Source organism: Methanosarcina sp. (assembly GCF_035390745.1).
In the GTDB taxonomy this organism is placed as follows: Archaea; Halobacteriota; Methanosarcinia; order Methanosarcinales; family Methanosarcinaceae; genus Methanosarcina.
Window position 1 is genome coordinate 1 of sequence record NZ_DAOOUJ010000040.1, and the last position, 17,868, is coordinate 17,868.

At 43.1% G+C, this 17,868-nt stretch carries 17 protein-coding genes; 10 read left to right on the plus strand and 7 right to left on the minus strand.

What is annotated here, in order from left to right; translation table 11 throughout:
- Nucleotides 1–119 precede the first annotated feature (119 nt).
- Nucleotides 120–311, plus strand: coding sequence for a hypothetical protein (locus PLL47_RS09915; protein WP_324446037.1), 192 nt, complete (start codon nucleotides 120–122; stop codon nucleotides 309–311).
- Between the two features lie 194 nt (nucleotides 312–505).
- On the opposite strand, the gene PLL47_RS09920 is transcribed toward PLL47_RS09915, so the two are convergent.
- Together PLL47_RS09920 and PLL47_RS09925 are read right to left on the minus strand one after the other, a co-directional pair.
- Entirely contained in the window at nucleotides 506–2,242 is a 1,737-nt protein-coding gene (locus tag PLL47_RS09920; RefSeq protein WP_324446038.1) for a DUF790 family protein, read from the minus strand.
- Nucleotides 2,229–3,668 carry a DEAD/DEAH box helicase family protein gene (locus PLL47_RS09925; protein WP_324446039.1) on the minus strand — a complete coding sequence of 480 codons (1,440 nt, stop codon included), beginning with the start codon at nucleotides 3,666–3,668 and terminating at the stop codon, nucleotides 2,229–2,231. The genes PLL47_RS09920 and PLL47_RS09925 overlap by 14 nt, the downstream gene beginning before the upstream one ends.
- Nucleotides 3,669–3,852: 184 nt before the next feature.
- On the opposite strand from PLL47_RS09925, the gene PLL47_RS09930 reads away from it, so the two are divergent.
- The 5 genes from PLL47_RS09930 to PLL47_RS09950 all read left to right on the plus strand — a co-directional run bounded on the left by PLL47_RS09930 (nucleotide 3,853) and on the right by PLL47_RS09950 (nucleotide 8,354).
- Complete coding sequence (locus tag PLL47_RS09930) at nucleotides 3,853–4,506, plus strand: HD domain-containing protein (RefSeq protein ID WP_324446040.1); 654 nt, start codon at nucleotides 3,853–3,855, stop codon at nucleotides 4,504–4,506.
- Nucleotides 4,507–4,545: 39 nt separating this feature from the next.
- Nucleotides 4,546–5,292: a histidine phosphatase family protein gene (locus PLL47_RS09935; protein ID WP_324446041.1), complete on the plus strand. Its 747-nt coding sequence runs from the start codon at nucleotides 4,546–4,548 to the stop codon at nucleotides 5,290–5,292.
- Nucleotides 5,293–6,114: 822 nt separating this feature from the next.
- Nucleotides 6,115–6,582 (plus strand): MarR family winged helix-turn-helix transcriptional regulator, encoded by a 468-nt coding sequence (locus tag PLL47_RS09940; protein WP_324446042.1) that lies wholly within the window; start codon nucleotides 6,115–6,117, stop codon nucleotides 6,580–6,582.
- A 21-nt stretch (nucleotides 6,583–6,603) separates the two neighbouring features.
- Nucleotides 6,604–8,010 (plus strand): MATE family efflux transporter, encoded by a 1,407-nt coding sequence (locus PLL47_RS09945; RefSeq protein WP_324446043.1) that lies wholly within the window; start codon nucleotides 6,604–6,606, stop codon nucleotides 8,008–8,010.
- Between the two features lie 182 nt (nucleotides 8,011–8,192).
- A complete protein-coding gene (locus tag PLL47_RS09950) occupies nucleotides 8,193–8,354 on the plus strand; it encodes a hypothetical protein (protein ID WP_324446044.1) in 162 nt (53 codons plus the stop codon).
- Nucleotides 8,355–8,450: 96 nt separating this feature from the next.
- Here PLL47_RS09950 and PLL47_RS09955 read toward each other — a convergent pair whose 3' ends face one another.
- The 4 genes from PLL47_RS09955 to PLL47_RS09970 form a co-directional block, all read right to left on the minus strand.
- Complete coding sequence (locus tag PLL47_RS09955) at nucleotides 8,451–8,849, minus strand: DUF3147 family protein (RefSeq protein ID WP_324446045.1); 399 nt, start codon at nucleotides 8,847–8,849, stop codon at nucleotides 8,451–8,453.
- Between the two features lie 107 nt (nucleotides 8,850–8,956).
- Nucleotides 8,957–9,319, minus strand: coding sequence for a DUF3147 family protein (locus tag PLL47_RS09960; RefSeq protein WP_324446046.1), 363 nt, complete (start codon nucleotides 9,317–9,319; stop codon nucleotides 8,957–8,959).
- 112 nt (nucleotides 9,320–9,431) lie between these two features.
- On the minus strand, nucleotides 9,432–10,325 hold the full coding sequence (locus PLL47_RS09965; protein ID WP_324446047.1) for a D-aminoacyl-tRNA deacylase: 894 nt from the start codon (nucleotides 10,323–10,325) through the stop codon (nucleotides 9,432–9,434).
- A 185-nt stretch (nucleotides 10,326–10,510) separates the two neighbouring features.
- Nucleotides 10,511–11,350: an ion transporter gene (locus PLL47_RS09970; RefSeq protein WP_324446048.1), complete on the minus strand. Its 840-nt coding sequence runs from the start codon at nucleotides 11,348–11,350 to the stop codon at nucleotides 10,511–10,513.
- A 521-nt stretch (nucleotides 11,351–11,871) separates the two neighbouring features.
- Between PLL47_RS09970 and PLL47_RS09975 the strand changes: the two genes are divergently transcribed.
- Nucleotides 11,872–11,994 carry a hypothetical protein gene (locus PLL47_RS09975; protein ID WP_324446049.1) on the plus strand — a complete coding sequence of 41 codons (123 nt, stop codon included), beginning with the start codon at nucleotides 11,872–11,874 and terminating at the stop codon, nucleotides 11,992–11,994.
- Between the two features lie 4 nt (nucleotides 11,995–11,998).
- Nucleotides 11,999–12,322, plus strand: a complete 324-nt coding sequence (locus PLL47_RS09980; RefSeq protein ID WP_324446050.1) for a YbjQ family protein — start codon at nucleotides 11,999–12,001, stop codon at nucleotides 12,320–12,322.
- A 336-nt stretch (nucleotides 12,323–12,658) separates the two neighbouring features.
- Here the strand turns inward: PLL47_RS09980 and PLL47_RS09985 are convergent, their stop codons facing one another.
- On the minus strand, nucleotides 12,659–14,179 hold the full coding sequence (locus PLL47_RS09985; protein ID WP_324446051.1) for a glutamine synthetase family protein: 1,521 nt from the start codon (nucleotides 14,177–14,179) through the stop codon (nucleotides 12,659–12,661).
- Nucleotides 14,180–14,584: 405 nt separating this feature from the next.
- Here PLL47_RS09985 and PLL47_RS09990 point away from each other — a divergent pair, with 405 nt between their 5' ends.
- The gene (locus tag PLL47_RS09990; protein WP_324446052.1) at nucleotides 14,585–15,766 is read left to right on the plus strand and encodes an FprA family A-type flavoprotein; all 1,182 of its coding nucleotides are present in this window, start codon (nucleotides 14,585–14,587) and stop codon (nucleotides 15,764–15,766) included.
- A 232-nt stretch (nucleotides 15,767–15,998) separates the two neighbouring features.
- On the plus strand, nucleotides 15,999–17,294 hold the full coding sequence (locus PLL47_RS09995; RefSeq protein ID WP_324446053.1) for an APC family permease: 1,296 nt from the start codon (nucleotides 15,999–16,001) through the stop codon (nucleotides 17,292–17,294).
- The last annotated feature ends 574 nt before the right edge of the window (nucleotides 17,295–17,868 follow it).

A 17,868-nucleotide genomic window follows, 5' to 3' on the forward strand; every position in this document is an offset into this window, starting at 1 on the left:
AAAAACAGAAACTAAAAAACAGAAACTAAAAAACAGAAACTAAAAAACAGAAACTGAAAACAGTAACAGTATTAAGCAATATTGAAAAACGTAAAACAAATCTTGTGGAGTGGGATTAAATGACGCTTTCTAACCTGACTGAGGCAGAAAAAACGATTTTGATGGATGAAACCGTTACCGACTTAAAACACTCGTTAGAAACTGCCATAAAAAATTTACTTGCAGAATATGAAAACGATCTTGAAGCAAACCTCAACGTTTCAAAAGTAGAGGTAAACTTCATCGTAAAACTGGACGGAATTGAGGTTTGAACCCCACCATTCAGAGAGTGCGAGTGTCACAGATGCCTTCTTTGAAACGGGGCTTAAGTAAACTCGCACCAGCTTTTCCTCATGTGCTGTAATTGCAATGCATCTCTTCTTTCTTATCGCTAATAGTGACCCTGATATTCAGGGTAAACGAGTTTAAAATCTGGTAATGAATGAGGTTCTGCAGTTCAGCCGTCTTAAGCTTTTTTAACCTTTGCATTTTCCTCGCTGAGCCCTGTCCAGATAACCTTATACCCCAGGTGTTCGAGTACAGGGTAATAGAGGCTGCCATCAAGCCCGAAACCCTGAAAGATTTTTACTGCATCAGCATATGTGCAGGCAGCTCCAAGCTTTTCAAGTTCATGGTCAATGCTCTTCAGGAACTTTTGTCCAAGCACATAATTTTCAAGCAGAACGTAATCCTCAGCCAATGCGAGCCTTTCGGCGAGCACTTCCTTCAAAGCTCCGGGCATAACACCTTTTTCGGCTGCGATTTTTTCAAGGCTGATAAGTTCCCCTGAAAGAGGGATTTCTGTTTCACTCAGCCTTGACCTGTCTTCTGCAAGCCTTTTTTCCTCGTATTTTCTGAGCACCTGAGTAACCTCATTTGCAGGAATCTTCCTGTCAAAAAAAATCACGTCCTGAGCAGGAAAATCTTTTTCGGAACATTTGAGCTTTCTGTCAATAAGGAGAATAACAGGTTCTTTTACCTCTTTGAGTTTTTCGGTTTTCTTTTTAAGGTATTCGGGAGTCCAGAAGCCAACAATTTCTGCATAAACTTTTATCCCGTTTTTCTGCAGGGAAAAATCCGGAACAAAAGCGAACCTGCCTGCTCTCAGTATCGCAGGCTCCCTTTTTGCTTCCCAGCCCCCGAAACTTAAGTTTGCAAACTGCTGCTCATAAGTGCTGTCAAAAGCTTCACTTTCAGCATCTGTTTCTGCTTCCTTAATTCCGGTTTCCGTTTCTGCAAACCCTGTCCTGTTCCTGGCTCCGGCTCTAACTCCTGTTTTATACCCTTCCTTTTCTTCGGCAAGCTGAAAATCTGGAGAAACTCCTTCAGAATAGCCGGCAGCTTCGGGTATGAACCTGAAAGCTTCTTCAGAGCCGTCAAGAGAAAATTCGAGGATTCTCTTTCCCTGATACCCTTTGTGCAGAATTCCTGCCTTCAATCTCCATCCCTTTGATCTCAGGAGAATAGGAAAGAGTTTTGCAAAAGAATTTCCATATCGTTCCGACATTCTGAAAAGCGATGCCGGGCCGTCAAGGTGGAGGTGAACGCTTTTTATTTTTTCAGTTCCTTTGGTTTCATCTATTCTTTTACTTTCTTTTTTTCCGCCTTCTTTTTCCTGCATATCCTCAAGGGAATACATAAGCCCTGACCTGAGGATCTTCCAGAGAACTCTCTGAAAACCGCCCGTGATCCAGATATCCAGGTCAACTGCGCGCAAAAGCAGGGTCTGGGTCAGGGAGATATTATATTGCCTGAGGAGTTCTGCAGGGGCAGGAGGATTAAACTCTTTAAGGATCTGGTTTTCCTCAAGGTCTGCCCACATGGATTTTTCAAGATCCTGAACTGAAATCGAGAGATTTTTTGCAGCCTTTTGCAAGGCTTCCATTCTTTCGGCAGGAAAAAGAGCCATACTCCCGCAGGCTTCAAAGGCAGCTTCCCTGGCTCTGGAAGGGTCAACAGCCGAAGCGGTCTCGACCACAGCCCGCCTTCCGAGAAGCTGGGAAAGGCCCCGGATAAAACGGTAGTTCATCTCCTCATACCCTTCAAGTTCTGCGAGGAGATCACCGTAAGTTTTACCGACGTGCTGCCTGAAGGTCTCTATTAGAAGCTCTGCAAGTTCAAGGTTTTCGGAGCCAAAATCTGCGTATGCCGGCTTTATCTTTCCTCTGGATACGCGGGTTACAAGGAGGTCAGATGTTAGCATTCCTGCCTCCTGAACCATCATTTTCTGCCTTGCCAGTTTGTTTTCGATTTCCAGTCTCTTTTCGGTTTGAGACAGCCTCTTTTCGTCTCCTTGCAGTTCCTGTTTCAGTGGTTTCTTCGGCTATGATTTCGTAGAGCACTGCTTCCTTTCCTTCTTTTTTTCTCAGGATCCTTCCAAGGCGCTGGACATATGCCCTTTTACTGCCTGTCCCACTTGCTATAATTCCCACATTTGCTTCCGGGATATCGATTCCTTCATCAAGCACTTTTGAGGTAACAACAGCCCTGTACCTGCCCTGCCTGAACTTTTCGAGAATGGAGTTCCTTTCTTTTGAAGGAGTCCTGTAAGTGATCGCAGGAATAAGAAATATACTGGAAATACGGTGCACAAGCCTGTTGTGTTCCGTGAAGATGAATACTCTATCTTCCCTGTGCTGCGCCAGGATTTCTCTCAATTTATCAATTTTTGAATCGCTGTTAAAGGCAAGGTCCCTTGCTGTGTTTCTTGCAAGGAGGGCTTTTCTGGCTTCAGGGTCTCTCCCGCTTTTCATCACCAGTTTTTGAAAGTCCTGGGGGCTTCTCATTATCATGCCTGTTTTTCGGAGGTAGTCAAGGAATATGGAATAGTTCTTCTCATACTCTTTCTGTTCTTCACCGGTGAGCGCCACATTAATCCTTTTTATCGTATAAGGGGCAAGGTGTCCGCCTGCAAGTTCCGAGACCTTTTTCTCGTAAACCTTTCCCCCCACGAGCCTGTTGAGTTCAGTATGCAGCCCGTCTTCCCTTTCGTATGTGGCTGTAAGACCGAGCCTGCAGGGAGCTGCGGAAAACTCGGCAATGCTCCTGTAACCGGATGCGGGAAGGTGATGAACTTCATCAAAAATAATGAGGCCGAACCTGTTCCCAAGTGTTTCTGCGTGGATATAGGCAGAGTCATAAGTGGAAACCGTTACCGGTAGAATTTTCTTTTCCCCTCCACCAAGCTTTCCGACCTCCATCGAAAAGGCTTCTTCAAGCTCTCTCTTCCACTGTTCAAGCAGGTCAAGAGTCGGGACAACTACAAGGGAAGGGGTATTGCAGCCCGAAATTGCCCGGATGCCGGTTAAAGTCTTTCCGCTTCCTGTCGGCAGGACGATAACCCCCCATTTTTCATTTTCCCCCCACGAAATAAGAGCTTCTGCCTGGTAGTCTCTTAATTTCAGCTTCTTTCCCGAAGCCTCGTACGCTGCTGCCAGGTCAGGACAGGGAAGGAGGTCAAGTACAGAATCTTCAAATCCTATGCCGGACTCTTTCATGTATTTGATAATATCCCTGTAGTACATTGCAGGAGCCCTGAAACTTCCGCTCCTTTCATCCCACACTGAATTAGGAACCCTGACATTGCCTTTAATGAGAATAGTTCCCTGCTTGAAGCTGATTTTGACCATTGTTTATTAAGAGTCCAGACATTATATATAATATTTCAGTAATCAGCCGGCTCTCTGACAGGATTTTCTGGGATGAAATTATTCTTCTTAAATAAATTTTTATATTTAATAGTCACAGAAAGAGTAGAATAAATGGCTTTATTGCGTATACAGGAGTACATAAAAAAGGCAGAAGGGGGATTTGGTGAACAGCAGCGGAATACCTTCAGGGGACAGTACCTCGGGGAGTAAAGAAAAACCTTCTCCCGAGCCCCTTGATCTTGAAGCCCTTTACCACAGGTACGGAATTGAACGCAGCCATGCAGACAATGTGGCACGGAATGTGCTCGAGCTTTTTGATATCCTTGCTCCGGTTCACGGGCTCAGCCCTCAGTTCCGAAAGCTTGTGGAAATCGCAGCTCTTGTCCATGATGCAGGAGTAGCTACGGATCTGGAAAAACACCATAAAGCGGGAAGGGATATCCTTCTCCTGCACCCTCCTGCCAATCTGCCGGAGAAATTATGGCAGGTTGTTGCCTGGACGGCTTTCCTGCACAAAAAGAAGATAGGGAAAAAGAAACTCAAAAAACTTAACGAAAAAGAGTTTGGAGACATGCCTGAAGATCTCCAGGCCCTTACCCTGAAAGTAGCTGCCCTTGTGAGAATTGCTGACGCCCTGGACTACAGCCGGATGGAAAGCAAGCTGGGAGACGTTACATATGGGAAACAGAGCATCAGATTTGAAATTCAGGGCAATGGGTCCGCAATCGATGCTGAAAGGATGCATGAAAAAAGCGACCTGTGGCACCTTCTGCACAATACAAAACTTGATTTTGTGCCGGTAATAAAAGGGCCATAAAAGGGAATAAGAACCATTAACGCGTCAGTATTACCGAATGTGTCAGTATTATTTTACAGGGTGATAACTACGGGTCATCTTATACTTGTCAGGCACGGAGAGCCTGGTTTGAAGCCGGATGACAGGCTTTCGGGCTGGATTGACATCCCGCTCAGCAGAAAAGGGATTGAGGAAGCTCTTGAATGTGCGAAAGCTCTTGAAAACATAGAGATAGACATTGCTTTTGCTTCAGGCCTTGCCCGAACACAGGAAACCCTTTTTATCATAATCTCGGGCCAGAAAAAAACAGGGGTCATCATCCACGAAGAAACAGAAGCCCAAAAGAGTTCGGAAAAGACTAACTGGTATTCATATCCCGAAAAACTTGGTGAAGATCTTATTCCCATTTATACAACCTCTGCTTTGAACGAACGTTATTACGGGCAGCTCCAGGGCAGGAAAAAGCAGAAAATGGAAGAAAAATACGGTGCTGAACAGATTTCCCGCTGGCGCTGGAATTTTGAACCGGGCCCTCCGGACGGAGAAAGCTTAAAAGCCGTCTACGAGCGCGCAGTTCCCTATTTCCAGAAAAATGTAATGCCTGCCCTGGAAGGCGGGAAAAATGTGCTTATCTGTGCCCACCAGAGCAGTTTGAGGGCTCTTGTTAAGTACATTGAAGGCGTTTCCGACGAGGGTATAAGGGAAGTAAGGTTCTCCACAGGCGAGCTTGCAATCTACCATTTCACAAAAGGGAAGCTTGTCAGAGAAAACGAAGAACTCGGACCTGAACTGAAAAGGAATATTTGAGCCCTCTTTTCCTTTTCTACCCTCTTTTTAGTTTCATTTCCTATATTTAATTCTTTGATGTGTTCTCTTTGGCTTTTGAAAACCCTATCATTTTTCTTGAAACTCTGTCGTTATCCTGCCTGAAAGTCAGGTTTTGAATCATAACTTTGTAGCTATGATTGAAACCGGATTGAAATAATTTCCATCCTCAGCTTCCATTATCCCAATATCTCTACGAGCAAAATCGCTGTCACACATAAGCCAGCCTTTCCATGCATCTTCAAATCAATTTGATCTTTACACTTCTGAACAGTTACAATTGATAAAATGTTAATTGTTAGAGACTTTGGTGATACAGCTTATATGAATGGTTAGAAGTTGTAAAGTTTGGAATTTAGCCTTGTGCAATATTAACGACTGGAATCTCAACAAAAGCCATTTGCACACTTGAATCCTTCATTAATCTCGTTGAGAAAATGAGCAAATGCAGGAGGATTTCAGCTACTGAAGCGGATTATATGATTACTGAAGCAAAGGAAATTATCAGCCAGATAAATACTCAGTCAAATATTTAAGATTTAGAATTGAGGAGGTATTCTGTTTTCAGGATAATATTTTTCCTCCATATTTTTTCTCATGAGTCCTGAAAATTCGGTTCTTCCCCCATCTGCTCTTGAAGACTCACATGATTTGCTGTTCTTTTTTAATTTTCTCCATAACCATTATATATATCAAAGCCTTACAGAGGCGATGGGATTAGTTTCACTTGAAACGACTTATAAAGCATTTATTAACCACTTTATTCAAAACCGGCCTCCAGCTTATAAAAAAGGAGGATGAATTATGGAAGACCCAAGAGAGATCTGCGGCCCGATAGCCCACATATATAGAAGCCATCTGGCATACATGGCAAAGGAACTCGAAGCTTACAGGATCGGGAGCGGACAATTTGATTTCCTGATGGTTCTGTACCGGAAAGACGGCATCTCTCAGGAAACCCTTGCAAAACTGCTGAAGGTAAGCAAAGCAACAAGCACAAGGGCGATCCAGAACCTGGAAAAAGAGGGGTATGTGTACAGGCAAAGGGACGAAAACGACCTCCGGGCTTACAGGGTTTACCTGACTGAAAAAGGAAAGGAAATGAGAGAAATAATCCTTGAGAAGCTGATTTCTTTCCTTGATACTCTCCTTTCAGATTTCACGCCGGAAGAGAAGAAAATTTTCAGGCTGCTTGTCAACAAGGCTGCATTTAAACTCTGTGATCCGGGATTCGGACAGCGAGGTCAGAACAGGCAAAGTGATGCGAAATAAAAACGATATGGAAGCATAAATATGGAAGAAAAAAGTGAATTTTTAGGAAAAGAGAATGTCGGGAAGCTCCTGTTCAAACTTTCAACTCCTGTTATCATCGGAATGTTAGTGCAGGCTCTCTACAACGTTGTGGACACATTTTTCGTGGGACAGGCATATGGGACGGAAAGTGTCCAGGCAATAGGCGGTCTTTCGATAGCTTTTCCGATCCAGATGATAATCATGGCTTTTGGAGTTGTCCTCGGCACGGGAGGGTCTTCAATCATCTCGCGTGCCCTTGGAGCAAAAGAACTGGTAAAAGCCGAGAGAACTCTTGGAAACGTTTTTTCCCTCAGTCTGATACTCAGCATACTTATTGCAGTTCCCTGCCTTCTTTTCCTGGATCTTATTCTTGGAATATTCGGTGCCACTCCCGGAATTATGCCCTATGCCGTTGAATATCTTGAATACATAATTTTAGGAGCAATATTCTTTGTCTTCGGAGTAGCTGTTCAGAACATTGTTAGAGCTGAAGGAAATGCACGGCTTGCAATGAATGCAATGCTTATAGGTGCCGGTCTCAATATTATTCTTGACCCGATTTTAATGTTTGGCTTCGGGATGGGCGTTCAGGGAGCTGCGACCGCAACCGTGCTGTCCCAGGCAGTAAGTTCGGTCTGGCTGCTGCAGTACTGCCTTAAAGGAAAAGGAGCTGTGCACTTTAAATCCAGATACATGAAACTTGATCTAAAAATTGTGAAAGAAATCGGGTCCATAGGAGTCGGGTCTTTTGTTATGCAGGTCTCAGCCAGTGTCATGATGATCTTCGTATACAATGCCCTTGCAACCTATGGAGGAGATGTTGCAATTGCTGTTTTTGGCACAATTATTAAAGTTAATTCCTTTATCTTCCTGCCCCTCCTGGGAATGGCATTTGGCCTGCAGCCCATCGTAGGATATAATTATGGAGCAAAGCAGTTCGGAAGGATAGCTGAAGCTGTAAAACTGACTCTTATGGCAACAATGTCATTCGGTACCTTTGGCTTAATTATGATTTATCTCTTCACGGGGCAGATACTCGGGCTTTTCAGTGCCGACCCTCAATATCTTGATGTTGGGAAACATGCCGTAAGGATTATGCTCCTTGGGATGCCTTTGATTGGCTTAAACGTAGTATCGATGACAGTTTTCCAGGCTCTGGGAAAAGCAAGACCTTCTTTCCTTCTCTCCCTCAGCAGGCAGGTACTTTTCCTGATCCCGCTTGTTGTTATCCTTCCTGGCTATTTCGAGCTGGATGGAGTCTGGGCAGCTTATCCTATCTCGGATCTTCTGGCATTTTTACTCTCGGGATATCTGCTTCTCAGAGTATACAGGATTTTTAAGGAGCATCCGGTCTCCTCAGGAATTGGTGCTGGCGCAGAATTCGCAGTTTCCAGAGGGGTCGAATAAGATTTTTAACCTTAAATGAAGGCAGAAGTTCGATCTGCCTTCTCTATTATCTTTTTTCTGCTTTTTTAGATCGGGTTAATATAACTGTCCAGTTCATAGAACTGTTTTCAGAATCATTGTTTCAAAAGCAGTTTTAACCTGAGTTACATACTTTTCTATCAAAAAAATTGGGGTGGATATGAATGAACTGCAGTGAATTAAGAGAGGGCCAGGTTCTTGTCTGTGATGAGTGCGGATTTGAACTTAAGGTTGTAAATGCATGTGGAGAAGCCTGCTGTGCAACTGATACTTGCTGTACCGGCAACATAACATGCTGCGGAGAACCTATGCGAATAAAACAATAAGTTAAGCAATGAGATAATAAACAGTAACTTAATTTCAAAATCAGGCAAGTTTAGAAGAAAGGAAAAAAATTTTGAAGTTTTTTCGAAGCCTGAATGTTAAAACGCCTTTTCCCTGCTGTTTTCTTTTCTTTTTCTTCTATCGAGAATGCCCTGCATCAGTATAATTGCTGCATATGAACTGAAAAACCAGACAATAAGGGCTATTGCCAGTGACAGGCTCCACCGGTTAAGGTGTTCCATGCAAAAAGCAGCAGTGAGAACACAAACAGCGCAGCCGAGCATTCCTGCACTGGCTCCAAGGGCAATGTCTGCTGCCTGTTTGGAATTTCCGAACTGTCCTGCCATTATTATGGCTGCAGCCATTACCGCCGGAAAAGCAGCAAAAACACCTGCAAAGGACTTTGAAGGAAGGTACTGAAGCAGGACATAACAGGCAGCAACCGCTGTGCCTCCGAAAACAAACCTTATCCCAAGATCCCGGAAATCAAGTTTCATAAAAATACTCCTGATGCATCTGGTTTTTACCTGTATTAATTATTTTTTCCTTTATTTTTTCCTTTATCTCTTATTGCTTTTTTCCCGGTTTTCAGTTTTGTTTTTTTTCAGAACCCGAACCACATAAAGTAAATAAGAGGGGCAAGTACAGCCCAGAAAAGAAGAGACAGGCTCAGGCCTGTTTTCCACCCGTATTTAAGGATAAAGTAACTGGCTGCAAGGGCACAGCAAATGTCTGCTGCCATCCCCACAAGAGCACCTTTTGAGAGCTGTTCGGAAACAAAAAGCAGTTCACTGCCTTCGTATTCCATGCTCAGTCCCACAACTGCTGCCAGGTATACGGCTGGAAAAGCTGCAAAAATACCTCCAAGCCTTCCTCCGAAACTCTGTGCAATCAATCTGGAAGCTACAACCGCACTCCCGCCAAAAAGGAACCGGAGGAGAATGGGAGACATATCACTGATGAGCATTAAGTTCCCACCTGTTGCTGAAATTTTGTCTTAAAAGGCGGTACACTGCCGTGTACATTCGGATGCACCTGCATTACATATTTTTGATGAATTGAGCCTTTAATTCTCCGAATTAATCCTCTATGCCGTATTTTTCCCGGATTTCAGATTCTTTTAAAACTCTGAGCCCTAGCTTTTCAAGGATTTCAGAGATTCTGTTCCGGTCTTCGCTTTTCATGGACTTCCGGTCAAAATAAGCAAATTCAGCACCGGATTTCTCAACTGCCTGCTTCACAAGGGCTTCGTCCACGAATTCTAACTGGTATTTGGGGAAATTATGGCCGAAAGAGATTCTGGTTTCGAGCAGAAGACCTGTCTGGCGCATTGCATAATGCCCGCCCCCGAAACCAACGGCTGCAGGCACTTTTTCAAGGGAAACCGCAAGGATAGCTTTTGCAGCGACCTCTCCAGCTTCGGGATCTTTCCACTGAGTCTCAGTGCTGCCGATTTCGGCATAGATGGACGGGACAGAGAGTTCGGTCGGGCCGTGGTGGGTCACTTCAAGGGTAACATCGTATTTGAGGCTCTTTTTTTCGACCTGCCGCTTCATTTCCTTGAGGATTGATTTCATGGCAGCAGGGGAAGATACTGCAAGCTGTCTGGGGTGCCCTCCAAGCCTTGCTTCTCCTGAAGGGTTTCCTGTGCAGTGCACGGTTAAAGAATTGATCTCTTCTTTGCTCCTGTGTTTGGAAGCAAAGATTATAAGAGAAGCTGGAAATCCTGCTGCTTCAAGTTTCCTGTCAAGCCCGTCCTGAAAGACGTGAATCTCCTCTATATCCACAAGCCTGAACTTCCCGTCTGTTGATTCTCTGGCTGCCGAGAATCCTGATTCTAGCGGAAGCTCCAGGTTTTTCCATTTTTTCAGGTTCAAAAGATGGGTTTTGATGTTCTGGCTGGCAAGGTCAGGGGCAGAACAGATGATTGTGATTTTTGAATTATTCGCATTTTCTGGATCTATATCTATCATTGTCGGATCAGTCCGGTTTTCTTCTGAATTTATCCTGAATCTATTCTGGACTTTCGTTCAGAAACAATTTCGTTCAAAAACAATTGCCTTTAGAATTCGTACAGATAGATAAAACCAACCCCAGAATACGAAAGACTGCCGAAAACAGATGATACAGCCGGTCAAATATAAGGTTTATATGGGGCTTACAATTTGGACCCGCAGCGCTTGCAGAACTTTGCATCGCTGTCATGCCCCTCAAAACTGCAGTTCTGGCATACCCTTCCTTTAGAGTACCTGCTTGCGTAGGAAATCTCGGATGTGATTATACCTGTTGGGACCGCTATGATGCTGTAACCTATTATCATAACAACTGTCGCCACTGCCTGTCCCATACCTGTCCCGGGGACTATGTCACCGTATCCAACCGTTGTAAGTGTTATAACTGCCCAGTAAATGCTCGTTGGTATGCTTGTAAACCCATTCTGCCCGCCTTCGATAACGTACATCAGGGAACCCAGTATTACCACCAGATTTAAAACAGTAAAAAGGAACAGGGTTATTTTTCTTCGGCTTGCGCGTAAAGCTCTCATCAAAAGATCAGCTTCACCAAGGTACTGGACAAGCTTGAGCACCCTGAAAATCCTGAGAAGCCGTAAACTCCGGATTACCAGCAGGTACTCGCTGCCTGGCAAAAAGAGACTAAAATATGTCGGAAGAATTGCTATAAGGTCTATGATCCCAAAAAAACTTGTTGCGTACCGGATTGGGCGGCCAACGCAGATCAGGCGCAAAATGTATTCCACTGTAAACATTATTGTAAAAATCCATTCTAGGGAATAAAACAGATTATCATATAAAGCCGCAATCTCCCTTACGCTGTCGAGCATAACGACGATAACACTCAGCAGAATGGTAATGATCAGGATCTCATCAAAAAGCTTTCCAGCAGGTGTATCTGCTTCAAATATTATCGTATATAACGTATTTCTCCAGTTATCATCAGGTGGTCTATTTTGCGGGTTATCTTTTACTGGACCAGGCATTGTTAAATTCACCAAAAAGAGTTTAATACGCATTCCAGATTCCGCAGATGTGATCAGGATGCAGGTTTTTGAGAGCAGTTACATTAAGCTATGTTTTACAAAGTAATTAATATTTTCTTGCAGTATCTAAAATCAACCTGGTACGGTAGCCAATATAATGACTGACAATATAGTTTAATATTTAAGTTTTTTATCCATTCTTTAACCTGGAATAGTTCGAACTTTCTTTTATTTCGTCTGTTTTCTTCAAGATTTTTCTTTTAAGCCATGCCCTTACAGGGGAAGTCGCTGAATGAAACGTGTCTATAAATATAAAGAAAGTGACGTGTCTATAAATATAAAGAAAGTGATATGTATCTGTGTTTATGCATTCTCAAACTGGCTTCTTTAAGCACTTCCAGCTTTGTTTGAAGGGATGTTCTTATGAACAGCAGTACATCACTGAAAAATCCTTTTACAGGACTGTCAGTCATTGGTTTCTCCCTGATGCTTGACACGAACTATATATTTCTTATTGAGAAATGCCTCTCGGTACTTTAAGTGCCCATCTGAGCAATTGTGGCAGGTATAGTACTGGTTTTATTGACCCCGATAAAGGAAAAAGTGAGTTTGAGGATAAGAAACTGAAAGAGGATACCAGGTGAGTATATGATAATCGCAACCACGGATATGATAGCAGGAAAGGAGATTATACAAACCCTTGGAATGGCTCGCGGCAGTACAATTCAGGCCAAGCATATTGGCAAGGATATCATGTCAGGTCTGAGAAGCCTCGTGGGGGGAGAACTGACAGAATACTCCGAGATGCTTGAAGAGGCAAGGGAGAAGGCAGTCAACCGTATGGTGATGGATGCCGAGAAGATGGGAGCTGATGCCGTGGTAAATGTAAGATTCATGACTTCCATGGTAATGGCAGGAGCAGCCGAGATGCTTGCATACGGGACAGCTGTTAAGATAAGGGATAAGGAATAATCAGGAAATAGTGATAGAGTCATGGAGTATTCATTGCTCTGCCTTAATGATATCTCAGCTATTCATCACATTCAATTTTTGCAGTTATGGTTTAGAAAGATATTTAAGACCATTCCGGTCTGAATTCGGGAGTTTTCAACTTAAAATTGTTTTCTTTCAATCAAAAAACCATCTAACTATTTTTTGCGTCCCAGCAGATTAAAACATAATCATATGTAAGAAAAACTGCAAGAATAAGGAGGAAATTCGTTTTTTACAGGGCCCTGCTTTATGACAGACAGAGCCCTGCTTTTTTCGTGAAAAAAAGAAAAGGGGTTGTTTAAAGTCGTTTCGATATCATCCAATGTGGATGTATTTTTCCACAAGTTTCCTGATTTCTTCGTTCTTGCCGTAGAGTCTCTCACTGAGCTGGTAGTCGTTAAGGCCTTCAAGGTATTTCACATTGTCATTGATCATGCCTTCGGTGAAGACATCATATTCCATGAAAATGTCCTTGAGTTTCTTAAGGGCCTGAGCAGACTCGTAGCAGGAAGCAGGCAGGTGTTCAAGCTGAGCAAGCCTGTCTTTGTGCTCTTCCTTGAAAATGTTCACGCCGATGTAAAGATTCTTTGCAACTTCAAGAGCGTTGTCCATTTCAAATCCATGGCGGATACCTACAGCAAATGATGCGAGAAGGAGGTAAAGATCAGCTGAAGGGTCTGCTGCACGGAATTCGAAGGTTGACTTGTAGCTGTGGCTCTTGAACTCGTCATTGTAGTTCGGGTTGGCGACTGCTATCATCCTGCTGGACTCTTCAGCAAACCAGCCAAGTGGCACACGGACCAGAGCAGAGCGGTTCCTGTCTCCCCAGCAGATGTTGGTAGGAGCTTCCTGGTGAGGAACGAGGCGGAGGTAGGATGTTGGGATTCTGTTTCCAAAAGCAGTAATTCCTGCTGCGATGTCAAGAAGACCGGCCATTGCACGTTTTGCAGTGTCACTAACATTACCGTTCTCGACCATGACACTCTTTCCGTCCTTCAGGAGCTTCATGTGGACGTGCAGCCCGCTTCCGGCTTTACCTACAGTGATCTTCGGGGCAAAGCTGACGATTACACCGTACTGGTCGGCAAGCATTCTGAGCATCCATTTTGCAACAAGCAGACTCTCTACACAGTTTTCTGGTGTTGTGGTCTCGAATTCGATTTCGTTCTGCTCGTAGTAGTACTTGTCGTCTGTGAAGTTTCCTACTTCAGAGTGCCCGTACTTAATTTTTCCGCCAGCTTCGGAAATGAACATCATTGCTTCCTTTCTGAGCTGATCAAATTTGGTGAAAGGATTCGACTCGTGGTACCCTCTCTGGTCAACAGCCGGGAAATTCATGTTGACTTCATCTTTGTTGGCGATGATGTAGTATTCGAGCTCGCCCATTGCCTGGAGCTCGTAGCCTGTCTTCTCGGTCAGGACCTCGCAAGCTTTTTTCATGACGGTCTCAGACGCGCTTTTTAATGGGGCTCCGTCCTTATCGAAGTAGGAACAGAGGATATCCAGAGTTGGGATTTCTTCAAAAGGATTTACGAAGGCGGTCCTGTATTTAGGGAGGACATAGAGATCGCTTGAATCTGCCTCAATATATGTAAAAAGACTTGATCCATCTACTCTTTCGCCAGCGGAAAGTAAATTGTCAAGGTGTTCCTCATCTCTAATCACGAAGGTGAGGGCTTTAAGTCTTCCATCTCCACCAATGTAGCGGAAGTTAAGCATCTTAATGCCGTTTTCCTTGATGAACTTTATAATGTCTTCTTTGGTGAATTCGCTTGCTGGTTTATTGAGATACTGCACCAGCTTATTTGGACTAAGTTCTATTGATGATGCTTTCATAAATATCCCTTCTTTATGGTTGTAGTATATTCGAGTATCAAAGCCTCAATTCAATACTGAATATTTCAGGCTCTCGTATTCCCACATTAATCATAAATTTGTGAATTATGGCCTGCTAGGAAGAAGATAACTTACTGCTGTCTATATAAGCTTTTCTTTCCTTCCTGTTTTTTATAACAGCGGTATCCTAAAAAAAGATATTGGTAGACTGCACGTTTCTTAGTGCACAAATATTATCCTTTTTAGAAACTCACTCCTGTACATGTATCAGACAAATGCAGCTAATACATATATTGGACAAATACATATAGACTGATTATAAAAGCTGTCGGATGAGAGCGATAATCTGGGTCTCAACTTTCCTGTTTTGTTTCTTTTAACCGGCACTGAAAAGGGGATATAGATATGGAAAACTATAATATTCCAGAAATAGCCCGGAACGTATTCTGGGTTGGGGTAAAGGACTGGAACCGCAGGATGTTTGATGCTTTGATCCCTCTGCCTCAGGGGACAAGCTATAACGCTTACCTTGTAAAGGGTGAAAAGAAAACAGCACTTATTGATACCGTGAACCCCGGATTTGAAGAGGAGTTTGAACAAAAGATAAACCTTGTTTCAGACCTGAAAAAGCTGGATTATCTGATCATGAACCACGCTGAGCCTGACCATTCCAGTGCTATCCTTTATATTATGGACAGGGCGCCTGAATCCGTTCTTGTCACCACGGAGAGAGGGATGAAAATGGCAGGTCTCTATCATGAGCTTCCTGAAGGTCGGGTAAAAGTTGTTGCTGAAGGGGGCAGCCTTGACCTGGGGGGAAAGACTCTCCGCTTTATAGAAGCGCCCTGGCTCCACTGGCCTGAAACCATGTTCACATACCTGCCCGAAGATAAAGTCCTTTTCCCATGCGACTTTTTCGGGGCTCATACTGCGCAGGGAGTTTATGACGAAGATGTGGAAGACCTTATCCTCCTGGCAAAACGCTACTATGGGGAAATCATGATGCCTTTTAGTAAGATGGGTGCGAAGGCGCTTGAAAAGATAAAGGGTCTTGATATAGAAATTATTGCCCCAAGCCACGGGCCTATCTACAAAAACCCTGAAAGGATACTTGAGCCCTATGCAAAATGGACTGCGGGGGGAACTGAAAATAAAGCTCTTATTGTCTATGTGAGCATGTGGGGCTCTACCAGAGAGATGGTAAGTGTAATTGCAGAAACCCTGCTTAAAGAAGGCATTGATGTGAGAATGTACGACCTTGCAGTCTCAGACATAGGGGATGTTGCCAGAGAACTGGTTGATTCACGGGCCATTATCCTCGGAGCCCCTACAGTGCTTGCAGGCATGCACCCGCTCGCCCTGTACGGTACTTACCTTGTAAAAGCGCTCAAGCCCCCAGCCAGGTATGGAGTTGTGCTCGGGTCATTTGGATGGGGAGGAGGCGCATTGAGGCAGGCAGGTGACATCCTGACCCCTTCAAGCATGGAGATTGTAGGGACCCATCAGGTTAAAGGCAGGGCAAAAGACGAAGATCTAAAGAAAATTGAAGAGATCGGCAGGCAACTTGCTGAAAAAATGAAGAATTAATCAGAATATAATCTTAAGTTCTTGCCATAAACTATCATTTCTGCAAGAAGCTGCATATTGAAAAATTGGCGCTGAAAATTTTAATCCTGCCAGTGTCTGCTTTTCCAGAAAAACGACATATTAATTTATTTAAGCAACGTTTTTAAATGTAACCATAGTTTTTTTTCTGGGGACTGATGCTTTTCAGTTATTTTTATAGTTCTGAACTCTGTTAAGGGCAGGGAGTGTACTGGTGGAAGAGAAGTCCGAATTAAAAAGAGAACTGAGTTTAGCAGAGATTACATTGATCGGAATTGGCAATATTCTCGGAGCCGGAATTTACGTGCTTATGGGAAAAGCTGCAGGTCTTGCAGGCAATTTTGTCTGGTTTTCTTTTCTGTTTGCAGGGATTACTGCCGCACTTTCTGCTTTCAGCTATATGGAACTTTCTTCTATGTATCCGCGGGCGGGAGCAGAGTATGAGTTTGTAAAAAGAGCTTTTGGAGAACGTATGGGACTGTTTGCGGGGCTTCTTGTTGTCTATTTTGTGACAATAACGAGTTCTGCTGTCGCCATAGGGTTTGGAAAGTACTTCAGCAAGCTTTTTGAAGTTGGAAGTTCAGGCGGGGTAATTGGTCTGTTTCTTTTCCTCTGTCCTGTCATGGTCTACGGTATCAGGGAATCTGCCCGTCTGGCTGTTTTTATCAGCCTTATAGAGCTTTCCGGGCTCCTGTTAATTATTTACGCAGGGCTCCCTCATATTGGAGATGTAAACTATTTTGAGACTCCGGACCTTGCAGGGCTGTTTCAAGCTTCTGCCCTGATTTTTTTTGCATTTCTAGGTTTTGAAGATATTGTAAGGCTTTCCCAGGAGACAAAAGATGCAGAGAAAACAACCCCAAAAGCTCTGTTTATTGCCATTTCCTTTACCGTTTTCCTTTATGTCTGCGTGGCTGTGGCCGCTGTAAGTGTCCTTGATTTTCGGGTTTTAGGGCTCTCGGAAGTTCCGCTTGCAGATGTCGCAGCTGTAGCTCTTGGAAATGATGCTTTTGTCCTCCTGTCCTGGATTGCTCTTTTTTCCACAATGAATACCGCACTTGTGGTTATGCTTGGAGGGTCGAGAATCGTTTACGGCATGGCAGATTCGGGTTCGCTTCCTAAGGCATTCGCACGCGTACATCCCCGTTTCAGAACTCCCTGGATTGCAATTTTCGGAGTCGTCTTCATATCATTTCTTTTTGTTCTCCTTGGAGACATAACAACTGTAGCAAATATTGCGAATTTTATGATTTTTATTGTTTTTTTTATGGTCAATATTTCCCTTATAAAGCTCCGTTACACAGAGCCTGAAAGAAGGCGGCCTTTCAGAGTTCCTTTCTGCATAGGGCGTTTGCCTCTGTTCCCATTTCTCGGCGCATTATCTGCTGTTTTTCTTTTTTCTCAGATAAGCCTGGAGATTATGGCTTACGGTTTCTTCCTTCTGGCAGCAGGGTTAATCATAGTGCTGCTCATGACCCGGAAAAAGCCCTCTGAAACTTTGAAGATATGATTATTTGTAAAAGTCTCATTATAGTATTCTTGCCGTTAATTATTATAAATACGCAAACATATTTCTATAGTTTGCTGAAATATGACCAGAGCATCCTGATGGAAAAACTCTTATTTTTGGTTTTTTATCTATTTAAGATTGAAATCTTATCTTGATTTAAGTTTATTTCTTTAAAAAAGGTTTTTTTATTCTTTTCTCTCGTAAAGCCCGTTTTTCAAGTTTAAAAGATTCATGTATTTTTTCAGAATATATCAGCGTTTCTAAAGGGGTTTATGCTGATATATTGACTTTAAATGCTTTTAATCAAATAAAAAAGCATATATGTAATTTTAATTGCTTAAAAAAACTTAATTATACTTTTTTCCAAAATATGACTATTTATAATGAATATTTTTAGATTTTAGTTGTTTTTGGGTCTGGATATTCAACAAGAATTAGTTTTATATACCTAAAACCCTATTTGATTCGTTTTATTTCAGGGATTATCTATATTATTAATTATAAATTCCCCCGCTAAAATGAATCTGCAATAGACTAAAAATTTATAAACAGAACTGCCTAAATATAAATCATA